This window comes from Ruegeria sp. CH6 (assembly GCF_056537005.1).
The window spans coordinates 461,258-479,800 of the sequence record NZ_JBQFQS010000002.1 but is presented as its reverse complement, the minus strand read 5'-3'; the positions used below and the strand labels follow the sequence as shown (position 1 = coordinate 479,800).

Below are 18,543 nucleotides of genomic sequence, written 5' to 3'. Positions count from 1 at the left end.
TTAAAACAGACTTTAGCATACAATATGTTGACGCCCCGCCCCGTCATACTTCAATATGATGGGGCAGCGAGATATGCACAGCATATCCCCAGAAAACATACAATTTGCCCCGACTCGCGGGGCCGGGCTATGGACTCTGTCCCAAGGGGATGGTGAGAGCAGCAATGAACGAGATCAGCAGTATCGAGCAGGCGGCAGCTCAGATTCAGAATGCCGAAACCATGCCGCATTCCATTGAGGCCGAGCAGCAGCTTCTGGGTGCGATCCTGACCAATAACGATCTGTATGACCGTGTCGCGTCGATCATCGGTTCCGAGCATTTCTATGACCCGGTGCATGCGCGCATTTATGAAGTCGCAGCCAACCGGATTGCAAAAAACGCTCTCGCCTCGCCCGTGACACTCAAGTCGTTCATGGCCGAGGATGAAGGCCTGAAAGAACTCGGCGGTCCGGCCTATCTGGTTAAGCTGGCTGGCGCCTCAATCAGCGCCTTTGCAGTGCACGACTACGCCCAGATGATCTATGACCTGGCGATCCGGCGCGAGCTGATCCGCCTTGGTCGGGACATCTCGGACAAGGCGGCCCGGGTCGATGTATCGAGCGAGCCGAAAGAACAGATCGTCGAAGCTGAACAGCAGCTTTATCAACTGTCCGAACAAGGTCAGACCGAACAAGGTTTTCAATCCTTCCTCAAAGCGGTCACAGAAGCCGTCAACGTAACCAATGAGGCTTATCAGCGTGGGGGCGGGATGGCCGGCATCTCGACCGGTCTGGCCGATCTGGACAAGCAACTGGGTGGGTTGCATCCATCGGACCTGATCATTCTGGCCGGCCGTCCCTCTATGGGTAAAACCTCGCTTGCGACCAACGTGGCGTTTAACGTGGCCAAAGCTTACAAGCGAGGGCAAAAATCCGACGGCAGCGAAGGCGCAATCGATGGCGGTGTTGTGGGCTTCTTCTCGTTGGAGATGAGCGCCGAACAGCTTGCGGGTCGTGTTCTGGCCGAAGCCTCCGAAATCTCCTCGCACAAAATCCGTCAGGGTGACATGACCGAGGCCGAGTTCCGCCGGTTCGTGGACGCCGCTAAAGAGCTCGAGGCATGCCCTCTGTTCATCGACGACACCCCTGCACTGCCCATCTCACAGCTAGCCGCGCGGGCGCGGCGGTTGAAGCGGACGCACGGGCTGGATCTTCTGGTGATCGACTATCTGCAGCTTTGCCGCGGTATGTCCGACAACCGGGTCAACGAGATCGCCGAAATTTCGATGGGTATGAAAGCCATCGCCAAGGAGCTAAACATTCCCGTCATCGCTCTGTCTCAGCTCAGCCGTCAGGTTGAAAGCCGCGATGATAAACGCCCGCAACTTTCTGACCTGCGGGAATCAGGCTCGATCGAACAGGACGCCGACGTCGTGATGTTCGTGTTCCGCGAGGAATACTACAAGGAACGCGAAAAGCCCGGCGATCACGAGTTGGAAAAGATGGAAGAGTGGAAGCAGGCCATGGAACGCCTACACGGCAAGGCCGAGGTCATCGTGGGCAAACAGCGTCATGGTCCCATCGGTACGGTCGAGCTTTCCTTCGAGGCCCAGTTCACGCGCTTTGGCAATCTGGTCAAACCCTGGCAGCAAGACGGTCAGATCGAAGGATACTGACGAGGCACGCTTGGCCTGCCCCCTGCGTAAACGATGCGTCACAGGGGGCAGGTTTGATCCTTGAACCAACACAATCAAATACCTGCAGATTTTCTCCGCGTTCACGGACGAATTCCCTGCTTTACTTGCCGGTTTTTCAGCAAATCCAGCCATATGTCGCTTATACCGCAGGTGATCCACGCAAGTTTCAGGTTATTCCCCCTTGACCTCGTCCTTCCCGATGTCATGAACAGTGCCATGAGTACTGCACGTTTGACGATCAATCTTCAGGCGCTTGCCAGCAACTGGCGGGCGCTCGACGCAAAAACGGATGTCGAAACCGGCGCCGTGGTCAAGGCCGATGCCTACGGTCTGGGCGCAGGCCCTGTTGCCAATGCGCTGGCCGAAGAAGGCGTTCGGAAGTTCTTTGTTGCTGCAGCCGAAGAAGGTGCCGATGTACGCGAGGCGGTGGGCCCGGGACCGACAATCTGCGTCTTTTCCGGCCACATGGAAGGCGACACCGATCTGCTGCGTGCACATGACCTGACTCCACTGATCAATTCGCCCGAACAGTTCCAGCGACATGTCGAGGCACTGCCAGATCACGCTTTGGGCATTCAGCTCGACAGCGGCATGAACCGGTTGGGGCTCGAGCCAGCCGATTGGGCAGAACTGCGCCCAAAGGCCGAGGCCCTGAACCCCGTGGTCGTGATGTCTCATCTAGCGTGCTCGGACGAACCAGATCACCCGATGAACCGTCAACAGCTCGAGACCTTCCGCGGGATGACCGAAGGTGTCACTGCACCCAGATCGCTTGCTGCCACCGGGGGAACCCTGTTGGGATCTGAGTTCCACTTTGAATTCTGCAGACCCGGGATCGGGTTGTATGGCGGCATGCCGTTCGACGGTGCCAAGCCGGTCGTGACCGTCGATCTTCCGGTCATTCAGGTGCGTGATGTCGAAGTGGGTGAAACCGTTGGTTACGGCAACAGCTGGACTGCCCGACGCCCGTCTCGCATTGCGACCGTTTCTGCAGGCTATGCTGACGGTCTGCACCGCGCCATTGGCGGTGGCATCGATACCTTTTCAGGCGATCAGCCCTGCCCGGTCGTCGGTCGCATTTCGATGGATCTGATCACTGTCGATGTCACTGACCTGCCCCACACGCCAGAACGCCTGCGTATTTTGAACGGCCATCAGACCATCGATGATCTGGCCGAAGCAGCCGGTACGATCGGTTATGAAATCCTGACTTCGATGGGCAGCCGTTATTCCCGGGGCTACGTGGAATGAACCTTCTGAGCCTGCTTGGAGGTCTGGGACGAGCGGTACTCAATATGCTCGCCGCCTTTGGCAGAGTGGCCCTGTTCGCACTGGATGCGATCTCACATATCTTTCGCCCCCCATTTTATCCACGCGAGTTCGGCATCGCACTGCTGAACATCGGCTGGCTATCCCTGCCGGTCGTCGGACTGACCGCTATCTTCACCGGCGGTGCACTTGCGCTGCAGATTTATGCGGGCGGCGCTCGTTTTAACGCCGAGGCCGTTGTGCCCCAGATCGTGGCTATCGGCATGGTGCGCGAACTTGGCCCTGTGTTGGTTGGCCTCATGATTGCTGCGCGTGTGACATCTTCGATAGCGGCCGAAATCGCGACGATGAAAGTGACCGAGCAAATTGATGCGCTTGTCACGCTTTCAACCCATCCAATGAAATACCTGACAGCCCCGCGCGTTCTGGCTGCCCTGATTACTGTCCCGGCACTGGTTGCCGTAGGTGACGTGATCGGGATCGCAGGCGGCTATGTGGTTGCGACCCAAAACCTTGGCTTCAATCCTGCTACCTATCTGCAAAATACCGTGAATTTTCTTGAGACTCGCGACATTGTCTCTTCACTGGTCAAAGGCGCAGCATTCGGCCTGATCGCCGCGATCATGGGCTGCTACTACGGCATGACATCAGGCCGTGGCGCACAAGGTGTTGGCCGTGCCACCAAAGGCTCGGTCGAGGCAGCCGCTGTTCTGATCCTGGCCGCCAACTTCGTTCTCACAGGGGTATTCTTCTCGCTATGATCCGGATGGAGAACGTACATAAAGCCTTTGGCGACAACCATGTCCTGCAGGGCATGAACCTGGAGATCCCCAAAGGTACCTCGATGGTGATCATCGGCGGTTCCGGCACCGGGAAATCAGTGGCGCTGAAGTGTATCCTCGGGCTGATTAAGCCTGACAGTGGCATGATCTATGTCGATGGCAAAGACGCAACCAAAGGCGACCGCGACGCATTTCTGGCTCGGTTTGGAATGCTGTTTCAAGGCGGTGCATTGTTCGATTCCCTGCCCGTCTGGCAAAATGTCGCCTTCCGGCTGCTGCGCGGACCAATGAAGCAGCCCGCCGAGTACGCACGTGAGATCGCCATCGATAAGCTGCGTCGCGTCGGTCTGCGGGCCAAGGTCGCCGATCTCTACCCCTCTGAGCTGTCAGGCGGCATGCAGAAACGCGTTGGCCTCGCCCGAGCAATCGCTGCCGAGCCTGAGATCATCTTTTTTGATGAACCAACCACGGGCCTCGACCCGATCATGTCCGGTGTCATCAATGACTTGATCCGAGAGATCGTGACCGAGATGGGTGCCACGGCAATGACCATCACTCACGACATGAGCTCGGTCCGCGCAATCGCCGACAACGTCGCGATGCTGCATGACGGCGTTATTCAATGGACCGGCCCGGTCGGACAAATGGATGCGTCAGGTGATCCCTATCTGGAACAATTTATCAGTGGAAGTGCCGAAGGGCCGATTGAGGCAGTGCGTTAGTCACGATTTTCGGTGGTACGGACTGCCTTCATTCTATCGTAGGCTCTTTGCCCATAATCCACACGTAATAGATACTGACCGGATACTCCCACAAACTCAGGTGTTTCTATCCGTAAAACATTGAAAACCTGAATCAAATGAGTACCCGATACTGGAATATAGTCCGGGTCCTGCCCCGAAAGCCGATTGTAAACGCGCCCTCCAAGCCAACCACCCCGACGACGCGCACGATCAGCCTCGTAAAGCCTGAAATGCAAAACGCCGAAGAGCTGCTCACTATCCAGTGGCAGCCGGTCGACTGCTGCACCAATTGACGAGTACGCCACGGACAGCCCCGACGTAACTGCATCCGATACCCCGCGACTGGTAGCCGATGGACCTTTGATGATCTTGATAATGGGGTTTCTCATTTAACCTCATGGCTTTCTGCATTTCTCTGTCCGGGTCTAAGGTAGAGATGCACCAAAACCCACCAAAAACTTGAATGGTCTCATGTGCCTGACTAGGTTCGGAACCTGTTTCCTACGGATATTAAAATGACCCTTCGCCTCATCACCCTGTCTCTGCTGATCCTCTACCCCATCGCGTGGTTTGCCCCACTCATGCGCGCGGGTTTGCTCCCGATCTTCGGCCTCAGCGAGATCAGCGTGATCACCGGCCTGCAGTCCCTATGGCACTCGGATGTGTTCCTCGCGCTCGTCGTGACCGCCTTCGCTCTCTTTGCGCCTTATCTCAAAACCATCGGTACAGCGCTGATCCAGTGGAACCTGTTGGACCCGCGAGTACAGCCCGCGTTGCACATCCTCGGCAAGCTTGCGATGGCCGATATTTTCCTTATTGCTCTGTACATTACGCTGGCCAAGGGCATCTCGTATGCGACCATCGAAACCGCGTGGGGTTTGTATCTGTTTACAGGTTGCATTCTGGCCTCGATCGCATTGGGTCACATTACCGAAGTGCAACTTAAATCACGAAATTCTCAGACCTAATTGATTGAAAACATTAATTTGAGTATCATGTTTAATATTCGAGCAGCTAAGTTTTGTTAGTTTACGGGTCCGCAGCGGATCGTCGTTTGTGTTAGATGGTATCTCCGCCTCGGGTCCGGTCTAAGCCGGTTTCGAAAGGAGATGGACTATTATGGCCGCCCTCCACAACATCACATTGCAATTTCAAAATGTTTTCTTACGCTTAACTTTTATTCTTATCTGTACCGCAGCCCTATTCGCGGTGTTAGCAACCCTGATGTCAGCAGCGGGCGTTTGGCCGTGGTTGTCAATGCAGGCTGCCATCGGAAACAACCCTGCAATTGATGCAGGACCCTATTTCCAAGTTGGATTGACCTGCCTGATTCTCATGCTGGCCTTCTACCTGCCTTCAAGTGCGCGCATGATGGCGCTTGAGAGCACGCATCGAAAGTTCTCGCTCAACATGCAGGATATCGTAGATGCCTACCGCGTTGCGCATGCCTCTGACCGCAGCGGCGTTTTCGCACTCGCGTCCGAATTTGATGCGGTCAAGGAAAGGATGCACTTTCTGCGCGATCATCCCGACCTGCAGGCGATGGAGCCCGAAATTCTGGAGCTTGCAGCACAGATGAGCCAAGTCAGCCACGAACTGGCCGAAACCTATGGTGAGGCCAAGGTCAAACGAGCGCGTGGTTTCCTGCAGCAACGTCAGGAAGAGGTTGAACTGTTCCAGCAGCGGATAGAGGACGCTCAGACTATCCTGCACGAACTGCGGCAATGGACACGTGACATCGAGATCGAGGAATCGATCGCCAAATCACAACTGACACGGCTGAGAGATGAGCTTTTCGAGCTTTTGCCGGAACTCTCGGCGCAACTGCAAACCCCGCCTGACGACAGCGATCCCAGCGCATCCAGCGTTATCGCGATGTCGCCACCGCGGGCAGCTGAATAACCACTCACCCCGGCGCGTCAGCGCCCGTCGCAGAGAATGGCCTTAAGGGCCTGACGACGCGGCATCCCAGCTGCGGTAATGATTGGCCACAAGGGCTTGAAGAACCGCCCAACCTCGGGCACCAAAGGCCGCATGGCAAAGACGACTTCTTTCTCCTGCTCGGCCTGTGGTGCCACGCATACCCGTTGGTCCGGGCGATGCGATGCCTGCGGCGAATGGAACACCATCACGCAGGACGCACCACTCTCCGCCGGACCGGCCAAGAAATCTCTGGGCGGCAAGCGCGGCCAGTCCATAGTCCTGTCCGACCTGTCGACCGAAGAAACACCCCCTCCCCGCACACTCTGCGGTGTCGAGGAACTCGACCGCGTACTTGGTGGCGGTCTTGTTCCGGCCTCGGCGCTTTTGGTTGGCGGTGATCCGGGTATCGGCAAATCCACTCTTCTGCTTCAGGCGGCAGCACGGTTCGCCCGGACCGGTTTGAAAACCATCTATGTCTCGGGTGAGGAAGCCAGCGCGCAGGTTCGTATGCGCGCTCGTCGCCTTGGCCTCGAAGACGCACCCGTCCAACTGGCGGCAGAAACAAACCTGCGCGACATCCTCACGACTTTGGAAGCCGAAAAACCGGGCTTGGCCATCATCGACTCGATCCAGACCATGTGGGCCGACAATGTCGACAGTGCGCCGGGATCGGTGTCTCAGGTCCGCGCCGCAGCACATGAGCTAACATCGTTCGCCAAACGCCATGGTGTGTCGATCATCATGGTCGGGCATGTGACAAAAGAAGGTCAGATCGCCGGCCCGCGCGTGGTTGAACACATGGTCGATACCGTCCTTTACTTCGAAGGCGAGCGTGGCCATCAGTTTCGCATCCTGCGCGCGGTCAAGAACCGTTTCGGCCCCGCCGATGAGATCGGCGTGTTCGAGATGACGGGCAAAGGTCTGGCGCAGGTCACCAACCCTTCTGCGTTGTTTCTGTCGGAAAGGGGCAAGCCCAGCCCAGGTTCAGCAGTGTTTGCCGGTATCGAAGGCACGCGCCCTGTGCTGGTCGAACTGCAGGCCCTTGTTTCTCCTTCCCCTCTTTCACAACCCCGCCGCACTGTCGTCGGCTGGGACAGTGGCCGTTTGGCGATGATCCTGGCCGTGCTCGAAGCGCGCTGTGGCATCCCGTTTGCAGGCCTGGATGTCTATCTGAACGTCGCAGGCGGCTTGAAAGTCAGTGAACCTGCGGCCGATCTGGCGGTCGCCGCCGCGTTGCTGAGTGCCCGAGAAGACACAGCCCTGCCCGCAGATACCGTTGTTTTCGGAGAAATCTCGTTATCTGGGGCACTTAGACCGGCCCCGCAGACCGAAAATAGGTTGAAAGAAGCGCAAAAACTTGGTTTCACATCGGCAATTGCTCCGGCAGGTGGCAAAACCGGCACTGTGGCAGGTCTGACACTCACCCGACCCAGTGATTTGGTTGGGTTTGTTGGCGAAACCTTCGGAGCAGGTTAAGATCGCGCCTCGAGGGGCAGAAAAAAGAACAGGCGAGGGCCATGGAAGGTTTTACAATAATTGACGGGGTGGTTGCCCTGATCATCGTGCTGTCGGGCATATTGGCCTATTCGCGCGGTTTCATGCGCGAGGTTCTGGCCATCGCTGGCTGGGTTGCGGCCGCCATTCTGGCCTTTATCTTCGCGCCGCAGGCCGTTCCTTTGGTCAAAGAGGTTCCGGTTGTCGGAGAGTTCCTGCGTGACAGCTGTGAACTGTCAGTCATCACAGGATTTGCTGCGGTGTTTGCGATTGCTCTGATCATCGTCAGCATCTTTACGCCACTGTTTTCATCGCTCGTGCAACGTTCAGCACTGGGCGGTCTGGATCAGGCACTGGGCTTCTTCTTCGGTATCGCGCGCGGCATCCTGCTCGTTGCCATCGCCTTCTTCGTCTACGACACCGTTATGACCGGCCAGTCCTACACGATCGTTGATGAGAGCCGTTCGGCCAAGGTCTTTGAACAGTTCAGCGACCGGATCGAAGAACAGAACCCTGAGGCCGCTCTGGGCTGGATTACATCTCAGTACGAAGAGCTGGTTGCAAGCTGCACCGCAGACTCGGGCAACTCGGTAGATACAAGCAACACCGAGAACACTGAAAGCACCGAAGGCACCGGCAACTGAGCTGACCAAATCTGGAATTCAGGTGAAAGCCCGGTTTCGACCGGGCTTTTTTGTTGCTGACGATCAAAAAACTTGAACTGTCAGGAAAACCCCTCGCCACCGCACACGGCACATCGCGTCGATTTTAAGCCAAAGCACCCGTCACATCGGCTATATTCCGGCTTTCCAAACACATCTCTGCTTTTGACGACCTCGCCAGCTCCATTGCAGATTGGGCAAGGCGCACGGCCCATGCCACGGCACCGGTGACAACGACGTTTTGCCTGCTCTTCTTTCTTAGAACCCTGCTTATGTTGCCACATACGCTTTACCCATCCGAAACCTCGATTTCTGTTATCGCTCGGAACTTTTATCATCACAGCATATATGTCTGATCATGTCACCTGTATTGGCCTAGATGCTCAAAATCAGCCTGCGGCAAAACGCGAGTGTGATCCTTTGATGACAGCGGCGACATTAGGCATTATGTGGAAGCCAGACCGCCACGGAATCGGAGCTACCGATCTTGTTCTTTCTGTTTTCCTTCGTGATCGCCGCTGCGCTGCTAGCGCATATGGCATCAGGAAAAGCAGTACCTGCGCGAATGAAAATCCGCGTTCATCAGAACCATTCCGCGGCACGAAGTACCCTCTACGTTAAAACGTCATAGAAATTGGAGCCCGTACATGTGTGGGATTTTGGGGATCGCAAGCAGGACGCATGATGTCTTTGCGGAAATCTATGACGGGCTGCTGATGCTGCAGCACCGGGGTCAGGACGCCTCGGGCATCGTCACCTACAACGGCGAGTTCTTTCGCGAGAAAAAGGCCAATGGTCTGGTCAAGGATGTCTTCAACGCACAGGATGCCGAGACGCTTTCGGGTAAGATCGGCATTGGTCATGTGCGCTACCCCACTGCAGGATCGCTCAGCGCGGCCGAGGCGCAGCCGTTCTTCGTGAACGCGCCTTATGGGATCTACCTCGTCCACAACGGCAACATCACCAACACTGCTGAACAGCGCGAGAAGGTCACGGGTAAATACAGCCGCCACCTGCGCACCACATCGGATTCCGAGATTCTGTTGAATGTGCTGGCCGATAAAGTGGCCGATGCAATTAAGGTGAACGGCAACTCCGATCCGATCCGCAACATCTTTGCTGGTGTGAAGATGACAATGGAGCGGGTTCAGGGCGCCTATTCCGTGATCTGCCTGATTGCGGGCGTGGGTATGCTGGCCTTCCGTGACCCGTATGGCATCCGCCCCCTGTCAGTGGCCAAGCGCGTGGCCGAAGGGCAAGGCGACGATTACGCCTTTGCCTCGGAAGACGTTGCTTTCGGCATCAATGGTTTCGACAAGCTGCGCGATCTGCGCGCTGGCGAGGCGATCCTGATTGATCTGGACGGCAACATGCACGAATTTCAGGCGGTCGAAGGCAAGCTCACCCCCTGCATCTTTGAATATGTCTACCTCGCGCGCCCGGATTCACTTCTGGACGGTGTGTCGGTCTACAAAACCCAAATGCGTATGGGGCAAACACTGGCCAAGCAGATTCAGGAGTCCGGACTGGAAATTGATCGGATCATCCCGGTGCCCGACAGTGCTCGTCCTGTGGCGCTTGAGGCGGCAAAGATTACTGGCATCCCCTATCGCGAGGGTCTGGTAAAGAACCGCTATGTGGGCCGAACCTTCATCATGCCAGGTCAGGCCGAGCGGCAAAAGTCTGTCCGGCGCAAGCTGAATGCGGTTCCGCTGGAGTTCGATGGGCACAACGTCCTGCTGATCGACGATTCAATCGTACGCGGCAATACGATCAAGAAAATCGTGCAGATGTGCCGCGAGGCCGGAGCGAAAAAGGTCTATATCGCCAGCGCATCGCCGCCAGTAAAATACCCTAATGTCTACGGCATCGACATGCCCACCAAGCATGAGCTGGTCGCCAATGGCAAAGAGATCGAGGAAATCCGCGAAGAGCTGGGCGCTGACGCGCTGTTCTATCAAAATCTCGATGATCTGATCTGGGCCGCCAAGGAAGGCAATCCCGAGATCGAGCAATTCGACTGTTCCTGCTTTGATGGCAACTACATCACGGGCAGCGTCAGCGAGGATTATCTGGATAGCCTGGAAAACAGCAGCCGCGTCAGCAAAAAGCGTGAAGACATGCAGGTCGTCGGAGGATCCTGGAACTCGGCGAAGCTCGCTTCAGGGTAAACAAGATCGGGCAGCGCAACACCGCTGCCCCCGGCGAATCAGCTATGCATTAGTGGCGCCTGAGGCGCACATTGTTCGCTCTAGCGGGGCCATACCGCCTGTTCACTGGTGAGTTTTCGCCTACAACCAGCCGGTGAACGATCTGCGATTGCAAAGGCTTCGTCAGACCGGTTTTGCACCCACGTTTTCGTGACGCAGTGGCATACTTCAATTTCAGCGATCGGTTTGATAGCCCGCATGCCACCAACCGCTCACAACAAAGGGGTCGGGATTTTTCCTGACCGCGATCTATGTCAAACGCCACTGTTAAAAGTGCGGCCACTAAAAAGGGCGCGCTCAAGAAGAATTCCGTATCGGTGCTCGGCGTATTTGGACCCAAGGCCAATATGCGCGCCCTGATGCGACTGTCGTCGGGACGGGTTAAAGAGGTCAAACCGGGTAGCCGCGTCGCCTCGGGGACCGTAGTTGCCATCGATGAAGACGGCATCATGCTGCGACAAAGCGGCCAGACCAAGCGGATCGCCATCCCCGGCGGCTGATCTTGGCTTGACGACCCGTGCGCAGGGGTTCAAACCGCTCCCATGATCGATCAGACCAAAATTGCCCTCATCACAGGGGCCTCTCGCGGATTGGGTGCAGCACTAGCCGAAGCGCTGGCGCCCGAGTATCACATCGTCGCCGTCGCCCGCACCACTGGCGGGTTGGAAGAGCTTGACGACCGCATTCAGGCCAAAGGCGGCAGCGCCACTTTGGCCCCGATGGATGTTACTGACCCCGACGCCATGGCAACGCTGTGCCGCGGAATTCACGACCGTTGGGGTAAGGTGGATCTTTGGCTGCATACCGCTATCCACACTTCAGCTTTAACGCCCGCGCATTTCGTCGACCCGAAAGAGTGGACTAAGGCGGTAAACACGAACGCAAACGCGACCTCGGTTCTGATCCCCTACATCGCCCCCCTTCTTGGCGAAGCTGGCCATGCCGTGTTCTTTGATGATCCGAAGGCTGGCGAGAAGTTCTATGGCATCTATGGTGCCACTAAGGCTGCTCAGATGGCTCTGGCGCGGAGCTGGGCAACCGAAACCGAGCGCACGGGCCCTCGCGTTTCCATCATAGAGCCTGCACCGATGCCAACAGCAGTTCGTGCACGTTTTCACCCTGGTGAGGACCGCGAAGCGCTGACGGCCACCGCAGATGAAGCGGCACGCATTCTAACTCTTCTTTGAATTCTCTCTATTGAGAAAGCGAAACAGCGCCCTCAAAACCCGGGCGCTGTTTTTTATGCGATGTGCACCCCTGTCCGTCCGGCCAGATCCACAAAGAACTGCCATGCTACACGGCCTGAGCGCGATCCGCGCGTTGCCTGCCATTCAATAGCCTCGGCGCGCAGCGTTTCGGCATCGACAGTAACGCCATATGCGGCACAATACCGGTCGATCATCGCCAGATACTCATCCTGATCACACGGATGGAAACCCAGCCACAGGCCGAACCGGTCCGACAGCGAGACTTTCTCCTCGACCGCCTCGGATGGATTGATGGCGCTGGAGCGTTCATTTTCGATCATGTCCCGCGGCATTAGGTGCCTGCGATTTGAAGTGGCATAAAACACCACATTCTCGGGGCGTCCTTCGATACCCCCATCCAGAACCGCCTTGAGCGATTTATAATGCTGGTCATCGTGGCTGAACGACAGGTCGTCACAAAACAGAATGAATCGGTGTGGCGCGGCGCGTAGGTGGTTTAGCAGGCGCGCGACCGAGCTCATGTCTTCACGTTGCAGCTCCACCAGCTTCAGATCAGGATGCTCGTCCTGCAACGTGCCGTGCACGGCTTTTACGAGGCTGGATTTCCCCATTCCCCGTGCGCCCCATAGCAGCGCGTTGTTGGCCTTGTAGCCAGCTGCAAACCGGCGGGTGTTATCCAGCAATGTGTCGCGAGACCGGTTGATGCCCACCAGCAAGTCAAGATCGACGCGGTTAACCTGTTCGACCGGTTCCAGTCGGTCCGGTTCAACCTGCCAGACAAAAGCCGGTGCTGCATTGAAATCAGGGGCTGCCAATGGTGCAGGCGCCATGCGCTCAAGTGCATCTGCGATACGGTTCAGGGCTTGGTCGTCCATCGGCTCCTCCGGGTATTTTGCAGGTTTTCAATCATGTTCCGCCTCGCGCAACAAGAGCCGCACATGAAAAAGGCGCGCCAAACTTGGACGCGCCTTATCCTTGAATGTATCCGCAGGTTACTTGGTGTCTTCGTAATCCTGCATCATCTCTTCATCTGCCTCGGCCTCTTCATCATCGTAGTAGCCGTCAGCACGCAACTGCTCTTCACGCTTCTTCTCAACACGCGCGACAAGGAAGATCGAAATCTCGTAGAGACCGTAGACCACGATGAACAGGATGATCTGAGTAATCACATCCGGTGGCGTAACGATCGCTGCGAGAACCAAGATGCCCACAACCGCATATTTGCGTACGGCGCCCAAACCTTCGGCACTTACCAGCCCTGCCTTGCCCATAAGGGTCAAAAGAACCGGCAATTGGAAGCAAAGGCCAAATGCGACGATAAACTTGATGGTCAGGTTCAGATATTCCTGCGCCGAGCCTTGGAAAACCACGCTCAGTGGCGCCGCAGCGGTGCCATCCACGACAGCTTCACCCTCGGTTCCGAACTGCTGGAAGCCCAGGAAAAAGTCATAGGCAAGCGGAGTGACAACATAGAAGGCAAAGCTTGCACCCAGAAGGAACATGAACGGCGATGCCACCATAAATGGTAGAAACGCGTTTTTTTCTGACCGGTAAAGCCCCGGTGCCACAAAGCGCCACATCTGCATCCCGATATACGGAAACGCCAGAATGAAACCGCCCAGCAACGAAACTTTGATCGCAACAAAGAAGCCTTCCTGCGGCGAGATGAAGATCAAGCCACAGTCCTGACCGCGTTCTGTCAGAACCTCACACAAGGGTTGCGTCAGAAAGTTGAAGATCGGCGTGGCCACCGAAAAGCAGATGATCATGCCGATCAGAAACGCCACGACGCAGTGAATCAGCCGCGTGCGTAGTTCTGCCAGATGTTCGATCAATGGGGCCGAGGAATCCTCGATCTCGTCGGTCTTGGTCATGTCTTGCTTTCAGTATTCAGCGCAGCTTCGGCCTCTTCAGCCTTAGCCAACGCTTCGGCAGCTTCTTTGGCTTTCCGCTCGGCAGCAGCGCGAGCGGTTGAAGCCTGAATCTTCTTGGCCTGTTCAGCCCGATCAGCAGCCAGTTTTCCTGTCTCGCTTTCAGGGTCGAACTTGGTCGGATCAATGCTCTTCGCCATGTCCTGGGCAGCGTTTTTTACACCGTCCATGGCTGTATTCATCGGGTTGGTGGCGGCTTTGATGCCCTTCTGAATCTCACTCACACCGGCTTCGTCAGCGGCTTGATTCATCGCATTGCTGAACTCGCGCGCCATTCCGCGGGCCTTGCCAATCCAACGACCGGCATTGCGAAACAGCACCGGCAGGTCCTTTGGCCCCACCACGATCAAGGCGACGATGCCGATGACCAGAAGCTCGGTCCAGCCCAGATCAAACATGGCCGATCAGACCTTGTCTTTGTCGGTCTCGGGCGTGACGTCCTTGGCCAGCTCGGACGCATCCTGTTCGATTTCTTCCGAACCTTCCTTGATGCCTTTCTTGAACGAAGTGATCCCTTTGCCAACTTCGCCCATCAACGAACTGATCTTGCCACGACCAAACAGCACGAGAACAACAACAGCAATAAGCAGGATGCCTGGAAGGCCGATATTGTTGAGCATGTCTCTTCTCCTTATGCGTCGGCGCGATGCGCGCCGGATATTCGATTTCGCATCGTGTTTACGCCTTGTGGGCTTTCCACAAAAGACAAGCAGAACGGTTTGGCGATCAAAATCACGGTAAATCTACGAATTTAAGGGGGTCGCTTTTCTCAACTGACAGGTTTATGTCAGTTGTAGGCGACTAGAACTACGACATCGAAACCTAGTCAATGGAGATCCAAATGACGCATGTCGCAGAAATCGTAACCTTCACGCTCGCCAATGGCACAACGCCGGAGGAATTCGTGAAGCTCAGCCAGGCCTCTGAGAGTTTTGTCAGGTCAGCACCGGGTTTCACCCATCGTCAGCTCAGTCAGGGCGAAGACGGCCGCTGGACCGATTATGTCATCTGGAAGGATATGAAAGCGGCGCAGGACGCAGCCGCCCAATTCCCGCAACAGGATTTCGCACCGGCCCTGATCGCGGCGATCCAGCCCGACAGTATCCAGATGCGCCATGAGCATGTGCTATGGAATATGACTGCATGACGGTTGGCGCGGCGCAACAGGGTAAAGCCGATGCGCCGCACTGATCGATTGTTCGATATCATCCAGATCCTGCGCGACGGTAGACTGCATCGCGCACAGGACATCGCGGACCGGCTCGAGGTGTCGGTCCGCACGATTTATCGTGACATGGATACACTGGTTGCCTCGGGCGTACCGGTCGAGGGTGAGCGCGGTGTCGGGTACATGGTACGTGAACAGATCACCCTGCCCCCGCTTAACCTGACCCCCGCCGAACTGGAGGCGTTGAACCTCGGAATGGCAATCGTTGCCGAGGCCGCTGACCCCGATCTCAAAGCCGCTGCCGAGTCATTGGCTGACAAGATCGATGCCGTATTGCCTACTCAGGTGGTTGCCGAGGCTGATACCTGGAAGTTTGCAGTCTACCCCTTTGCCGATGCGGCACGTGGTCTGGCGCATATGGCTCCAATCCGCGCAGCCATAAAGTCCCGGCAAAAACTTCATCTCTCGTATCGTCGGATCGATGGCGTCCTTACGGAACGGACCATCCGCCCACTGCATATGGAATATTGGGGCCGCGTCTGGACCCTGACCGCATGGTGCGAACTGCGCGCTGGTTTTCGGGTGTTCCGCATCGACCTGATCGAAACAGTCACACCCCTGCCCGAGATTTTTTCGGACGAGGTGGGTAAACGCCTGAGCGACTACGACCCAAACGCCTGACTAGCCCCATCTTTTCAAAACTACTTCTGCCAGAGGCACGGCCCAAAACGGGCCATCTCGATCACTTCAGATAGGGTTCCGGATCAACGGATTCGAAGCCCTTGCGCACCTCGAAATGCACATAGGCATTGTCCCCGCCGCGCAGGGCCGCGATCTTTTGGCCACGACGAACCCGGTCGCCTTTTTTGACGGTAATATCCTGCACATTCGCATAGACCGTCAGCAGATCATTGTTGTGTTTGACCACAATGATCGGAACCTGGTCCGCATCTGATGTAATTGCGGCCACGGTACCCGCCTCGGCCGCGTTCACGGCTGTACCCGGAGAGGCCGCGATGTCGATACCTTCGTTCTTGCCTTTGCGATACGGGCGCACAATCTTGCCCGAGACCGGTAACGCCAGTGCCGAACTTCCTGAATTTGTCGGAGCCTCGGCAGTCACATCAGGCGCGGGGGTGACCGGCGCGACCTTCTCATCCGGCAGCGGCTGTGTCGCACTGGGCGGTGTAGGCGTTGGTGAACCCTGCCCCGGCTGGGTCACAGCCGTCGCACCGGTTGTCGATGCGGCTGCGGTATTGCGCGGCGCTGGCTGATCCTTGACGGGGATGAGCAGGAATTGACCTTCACGAACAGTGAAGTCCGGACCCAAACCATTCCATTCAGCCAACGATTCCACCGGAACCTGATACAGGCGCGAGATGGTGTAAGCTGTTTCGCCACGCTTGACCTTGTGACGGATCGGCTCGGGGCCCGCTGCCACTGGTGCTGGGGCTGGCTTTGCCGGTTCAAGTGTCGAAGTCTGAACTGAACCCGTAGCCGGAGCCTCATCAATCGCTGATCCTGCAATTGCGGCGATGTCTACATTGCTGCTAGCCCCGACCGAACGCGGCAGCGCCAGAACCTCACCCTCGCGCAGAGGGTCATTGGCATTCAAACCGTTGTAGCGGGCCAGTTCTGCAGCGGGTAAGCCCACACGCGATGCGACTTGGGTGACGGTGTCACCTTTCTGGGCAACGGCAACCTGATAGGTCGGATAAGTAATGACACCACGCGCATCCGGTGTGGGACGGTTCGCCGTCGCTGCCAGTGCTGCGTCTGCGGTGGAAAACCCGCCTACCTTGCCTCGCAGGTCATAGTCGATCGGCCCCTCGCATCCCGCAAGAACGACCAATGCGGCAAAACCCGTTGCGCAGCGGCGCATAGTAGATTTGGAAACTGCTCTCATATCTCTGTCCTCAACACCTGCCCCTGTTTACCGGGGTTCCGGTGCACAATTCGGAAACGTCCTTTACGCCTCGTCCTTCCCAAGCCCCTCCAGCAGGGGCACAAAACGGACAGGCAACAATTCGTCATAGTCCAGACCATCCTCAGTACGTCGAACCCTGATCAGGGTTTGCACCGCATCCGACTGTCCCACGGGTAAGACCATGATACCGCCGATTTTCAGCTGCGCCAAGAGCGGCCCTGGCGGGTCTTCGGCAGCCGCCGTAATGATGATGCGATCAAACGGTGCCTGCTCGGGCAAACCGTGGGATCCATCGGACAACATGGCCGTGACATTGGTCAGTCCCATATCACGGAAAAGCTGCCCGGTTTCCCGAACCAGACGCTTGTGCCGCTCAACGGTATAAACACGCCGCGCCAGCTTGGACAGGATTGCGGCCTGGTAACCCGAACCCGTCCCGACTTCGAGGACGGTATCGCGCGGACTGACCTGAAGCGCCTGCGTCATCAGACCAACGACCGAGGGCTGACTGATCGTCTGGCCGCAGGCGATTGGCAGCGGCGTATCTTCGTAGGCACGATCAGCAAACAGACCTTTGACAAACAGACCCCGGTCAACCTGTTCCATCGCTGCCAACACGCGCGCGTCCGTCACCCCGCGCGAGCGCAAGGCAAATAGGAACTGCATTATGGTTTCAGGGCTTGGTCCGGTCATTCGATCGTCTTCAAAGCCTCAAGCGCGTCATGCGCGGTCAGGTCGGCCCGCATCGGTGTAACCGATATATAGCCTTCCAGATTGACAGCTGCATCCGTCCCCGGAGCAGTCGGGTTGTGCTGGTAGCCACCCTTGATCCATAGGAACCGACGCCCCGAAGGTGAGCTGTGTGGCTCAACCCCGAAATGGGTATCCCGACGGTATCCCTGCGGTGCAACACGAGTGCCCAGCACTTCATCTGCAGATACAGGCGGGAAATTCACGTTGTAAAACAGGCGGTAATCCACATCTTCATGCGGTGTGGCATCCAGAATGCGCCGCACCAGATCGGCACCATAGCGCGCCGCAGCCTCGAACGGATCTTCCAGCCCCAGATTGCGTGGACCGAAATACTGCGACAATGCGATTGCCGGAACACCCTGCAAAGCTGCTTCCATCGCACCGCCGATGGTTCCGGAATACAGCGTGTTTTCTGCCGAGTTGTTTCCTCGATTTACGCCAGACAGCACAAGATCGGGCTGCGCATCCTTCATCACGTCATGCAGCCCGGCAAGCACGCAGTCGGCTGGTGAGCCTTCGGCAGCAAACCGTCGCTCGTCCAACTTTGCGACCATCATCGGATGGGTATAGCTGATGCAGTGTCCGACGCCCGACTGCTCAAACGCAGGTGCTACAACCCAGACCTCACCATCCGGACCAGCCAGATCGGCCGCAATCGCTTCGAGCGTGATCAAGCCTGGTGCGTTGATCCCGTCGTCATTTGTCAGAAGAATTCGCATGATGCCTGCACTACCCCCACGTTTCGCCCTTGATAGACGCGCCCCCGCGCTGCGGCAAGCAAAGCGCGTATGCAATCT

General features: G+C 56.9%; 21 protein-coding genes. 13 read left to right on the top strand and 8 right to left on the bottom strand.

The genetic code is table 11. The features are described from left to right. Positions 1 to 164 precede the first annotated feature (164 nt). The 4 genes from ACR0CW_RS06685 to ACR0CW_RS06670 all read left to right on the top strand — a co-directional run bounded on the left by ACR0CW_RS06685 (position 165) and on the right by ACR0CW_RS06670 (position 4,449). Positions 165 to 1,655, top strand: coding sequence for a replicative DNA helicase (locus tag ACR0CW_RS06685; RefSeq protein WP_155150612.1), 1,491 nt, complete (start codon positions 165 to 167; stop codon positions 1,653 to 1,655). A 237-nt stretch (positions 1,656 to 1,892) separates the two neighbouring features. After that, a complete protein-coding gene (gene alr / locus ACR0CW_RS06680) occupies positions 1,893 to 2,927 on the top strand; it encodes an alanine racemase (protein WP_480787226.1) in 1,035 nt (344 codons plus the stop codon). Next, the gene (locus tag ACR0CW_RS06675; RefSeq protein WP_480787225.1) at positions 2,924 to 3,706 is read left to right on the top strand and encodes an MlaE family ABC transporter permease; all 783 of its coding nucleotides are present in this window, start codon (positions 2,924 to 2,926) and stop codon (positions 3,704 to 3,706) included. Before alr ends, ACR0CW_RS06675 begins: the two co-directional genes overlap by 4 nt. After that, positions 3,703 to 4,449, top strand: coding sequence for an ABC transporter ATP-binding protein (locus ACR0CW_RS06670; protein ID WP_480740437.1), 747 nt, complete (start codon positions 3,703 to 3,705; stop codon positions 4,447 to 4,449). The genes ACR0CW_RS06675 and ACR0CW_RS06670 overlap by 4 nt, the downstream gene beginning before the upstream one ends. Here ACR0CW_RS06670 and ACR0CW_RS06665 read toward each other — a convergent pair. Then, a complete protein-coding gene (locus ACR0CW_RS06665; protein ID WP_480787224.1) occupies positions 4,446 to 4,859 on the bottom strand; it encodes a hypothetical protein in 414 nt (137 codons plus the stop codon). The two genes, ACR0CW_RS06670 and ACR0CW_RS06665, sit on opposite strands and share 4 nt — an antisense overlap. A gap of 126 nt (positions 4,860 to 4,985) precedes the next feature. On the opposite strand from ACR0CW_RS06665, the gene ACR0CW_RS06660 reads away from it, so the two are divergent. The 7 genes from ACR0CW_RS06660 (at position 4,986) to ACR0CW_RS06630 (ending at position 11,946) form a co-directional block, all read left to right on the top strand. Continuing rightward, entirely contained in the window at positions 4,986 to 5,438 is a 453-nt protein-coding gene (locus tag ACR0CW_RS06660; protein ID WP_155150627.1) for a paraquat-inducible protein A, read from the top strand. Between the two features lie 289 nt (positions 5,439 to 5,727). Next, positions 5,728 to 6,372 carry a kinetochore Spc7 family protein gene (locus tag ACR0CW_RS06655; protein WP_480740432.1) on the top strand — a complete coding sequence of 215 codons (645 nt, stop codon included), beginning with the start codon at positions 5,728 to 5,730 and terminating at the stop codon, positions 6,370 to 6,372. A 132-nt stretch (positions 6,373 to 6,504) separates the two neighbouring features. Beyond that, positions 6,505 to 7,869, top strand: coding sequence for a DNA repair protein RadA (gene radA / locus ACR0CW_RS06650; RefSeq protein ID WP_480787223.1), 1,365 nt, complete (start codon positions 6,505 to 6,507; stop codon positions 7,867 to 7,869). Between the two features lie 41 nt (positions 7,870 to 7,910). Beyond that, positions 7,911 to 8,531, top strand: a complete 621-nt coding sequence (locus ACR0CW_RS06645; RefSeq protein ID WP_480787222.1) for a CvpA family protein — start codon at positions 7,911 to 7,913, stop codon at positions 8,529 to 8,531. Between the two features lie 665 nt (positions 8,532 to 9,196). Beyond that, positions 9,197 to 10,720, top strand: a complete 1,524-nt coding sequence (gene purF / locus ACR0CW_RS06640; RefSeq protein WP_155150639.1) for an amidophosphoribosyltransferase — start codon at positions 9,197 to 9,199, stop codon at positions 10,718 to 10,720. Positions 10,721 to 11,010: 290 nt separating this feature from the next. Continuing rightward, on the top strand, positions 11,011 to 11,259 hold the full coding sequence (locus ACR0CW_RS06635; RefSeq protein ID WP_480740427.1) for a hypothetical protein: 249 nt from the start codon (positions 11,011 to 11,013) through the stop codon (positions 11,257 to 11,259). Between the two features lie 42 nt (positions 11,260 to 11,301). Beyond that, positions 11,302 to 11,946 carry an SDR family NAD(P)-dependent oxidoreductase gene (locus tag ACR0CW_RS06630; RefSeq protein ID WP_480787221.1) on the top strand — a complete coding sequence of 215 codons (645 nt, stop codon included), beginning with the start codon at positions 11,302 to 11,304 and terminating at the stop codon, positions 11,944 to 11,946. A 53-nt stretch (positions 11,947 to 11,999) separates the two neighbouring features. Here ACR0CW_RS06630 and ACR0CW_RS06625 read toward each other — a convergent pair whose 3' ends face one another. The 4 genes from ACR0CW_RS06625 to ACR0CW_RS06610 form a co-directional block, all read right to left on the bottom strand. Beyond that, positions 12,000 to 12,842 carry an ATP-binding protein gene (locus ACR0CW_RS06625; protein WP_170330713.1) on the bottom strand — a complete coding sequence of 281 codons (843 nt, stop codon included), beginning with the start codon at positions 12,840 to 12,842 and terminating at the stop codon, positions 12,000 to 12,002. Positions 12,843 to 12,959: 117 nt separating this feature from the next. After that, the gene (tatC, locus tag ACR0CW_RS06620) at positions 12,960 to 13,841 is read right to left on the bottom strand and encodes a twin-arginine translocase subunit TatC (RefSeq protein ID WP_480787220.1); all 882 of its coding nucleotides are present in this window, start codon (positions 13,839 to 13,841) and stop codon (positions 12,960 to 12,962) included. Further along, positions 13,838 to 14,296 carry a Sec-independent protein translocase protein TatB gene (gene tatB, locus ACR0CW_RS06615; RefSeq protein ID WP_155150650.1) on the bottom strand — a complete coding sequence of 153 codons (459 nt, stop codon included), beginning with the start codon at positions 14,294 to 14,296 and terminating at the stop codon, positions 13,838 to 13,840. The genes tatC and tatB overlap by 4 nt, the downstream gene beginning before the upstream one ends. 6 nt (positions 14,297 to 14,302) lie before the next feature. Continuing rightward, a complete protein-coding gene (locus ACR0CW_RS06610) occupies positions 14,303 to 14,518 on the bottom strand; it encodes a twin-arginine translocase TatA/TatE family subunit (RefSeq protein ID WP_155150653.1) in 216 nt (71 codons plus the stop codon). Positions 14,519 to 14,739: 221 nt separating this feature from the next. Between ACR0CW_RS06610 and ACR0CW_RS06605 the strand changes: the two genes are divergently transcribed. Then, positions 14,740 to 15,045, top strand: a complete 306-nt coding sequence (locus tag ACR0CW_RS06605; protein ID WP_480787219.1) for a hypothetical protein — start codon at positions 14,740 to 14,742, stop codon at positions 15,043 to 15,045. Positions 15,046 to 15,075: 30 nt separating this feature from the next. Further along, positions 15,076 to 15,747, top strand: coding sequence for a helix-turn-helix transcriptional regulator (locus ACR0CW_RS06600; RefSeq protein WP_480787218.1), 672 nt, complete (start codon positions 15,076 to 15,078; stop codon positions 15,745 to 15,747). A gap of 61 nt (positions 15,748 to 15,808) precedes the next feature. Here the strand turns inward: ACR0CW_RS06600 and ACR0CW_RS06595 are convergent, their stop codons facing one another. The 3 genes from ACR0CW_RS06595 to surE form a co-directional block, all read right to left on the bottom strand. Beyond that, complete coding sequence (locus ACR0CW_RS06595) at positions 15,809 to 16,972, bottom strand: LysM peptidoglycan-binding domain-containing M23 family metallopeptidase (protein ID WP_170330723.1); 1,164 nt, start codon at positions 16,970 to 16,972, stop codon at positions 15,809 to 15,811. A gap of 63 nt (positions 16,973 to 17,035) precedes the next feature. Then, the gene (locus tag ACR0CW_RS06590; RefSeq protein WP_155150663.1) at positions 17,036 to 17,686 is read right to left on the bottom strand and encodes a protein-L-isoaspartate(D-aspartate) O-methyltransferase; all 651 of its coding nucleotides are present in this window, start codon (positions 17,684 to 17,686) and stop codon (positions 17,036 to 17,038) included. Beyond that, entirely contained in the window at positions 17,683 to 18,465 is a 783-nt protein-coding gene (gene surE, locus ACR0CW_RS06585) for a 5'/3'-nucleotidase SurE (RefSeq protein ID WP_480787217.1), read from the bottom strand. Before surE ends, ACR0CW_RS06590 begins: the two co-directional genes overlap by 4 nt. Positions 18,466 to 18,543 lie beyond the last annotated feature (78 nt).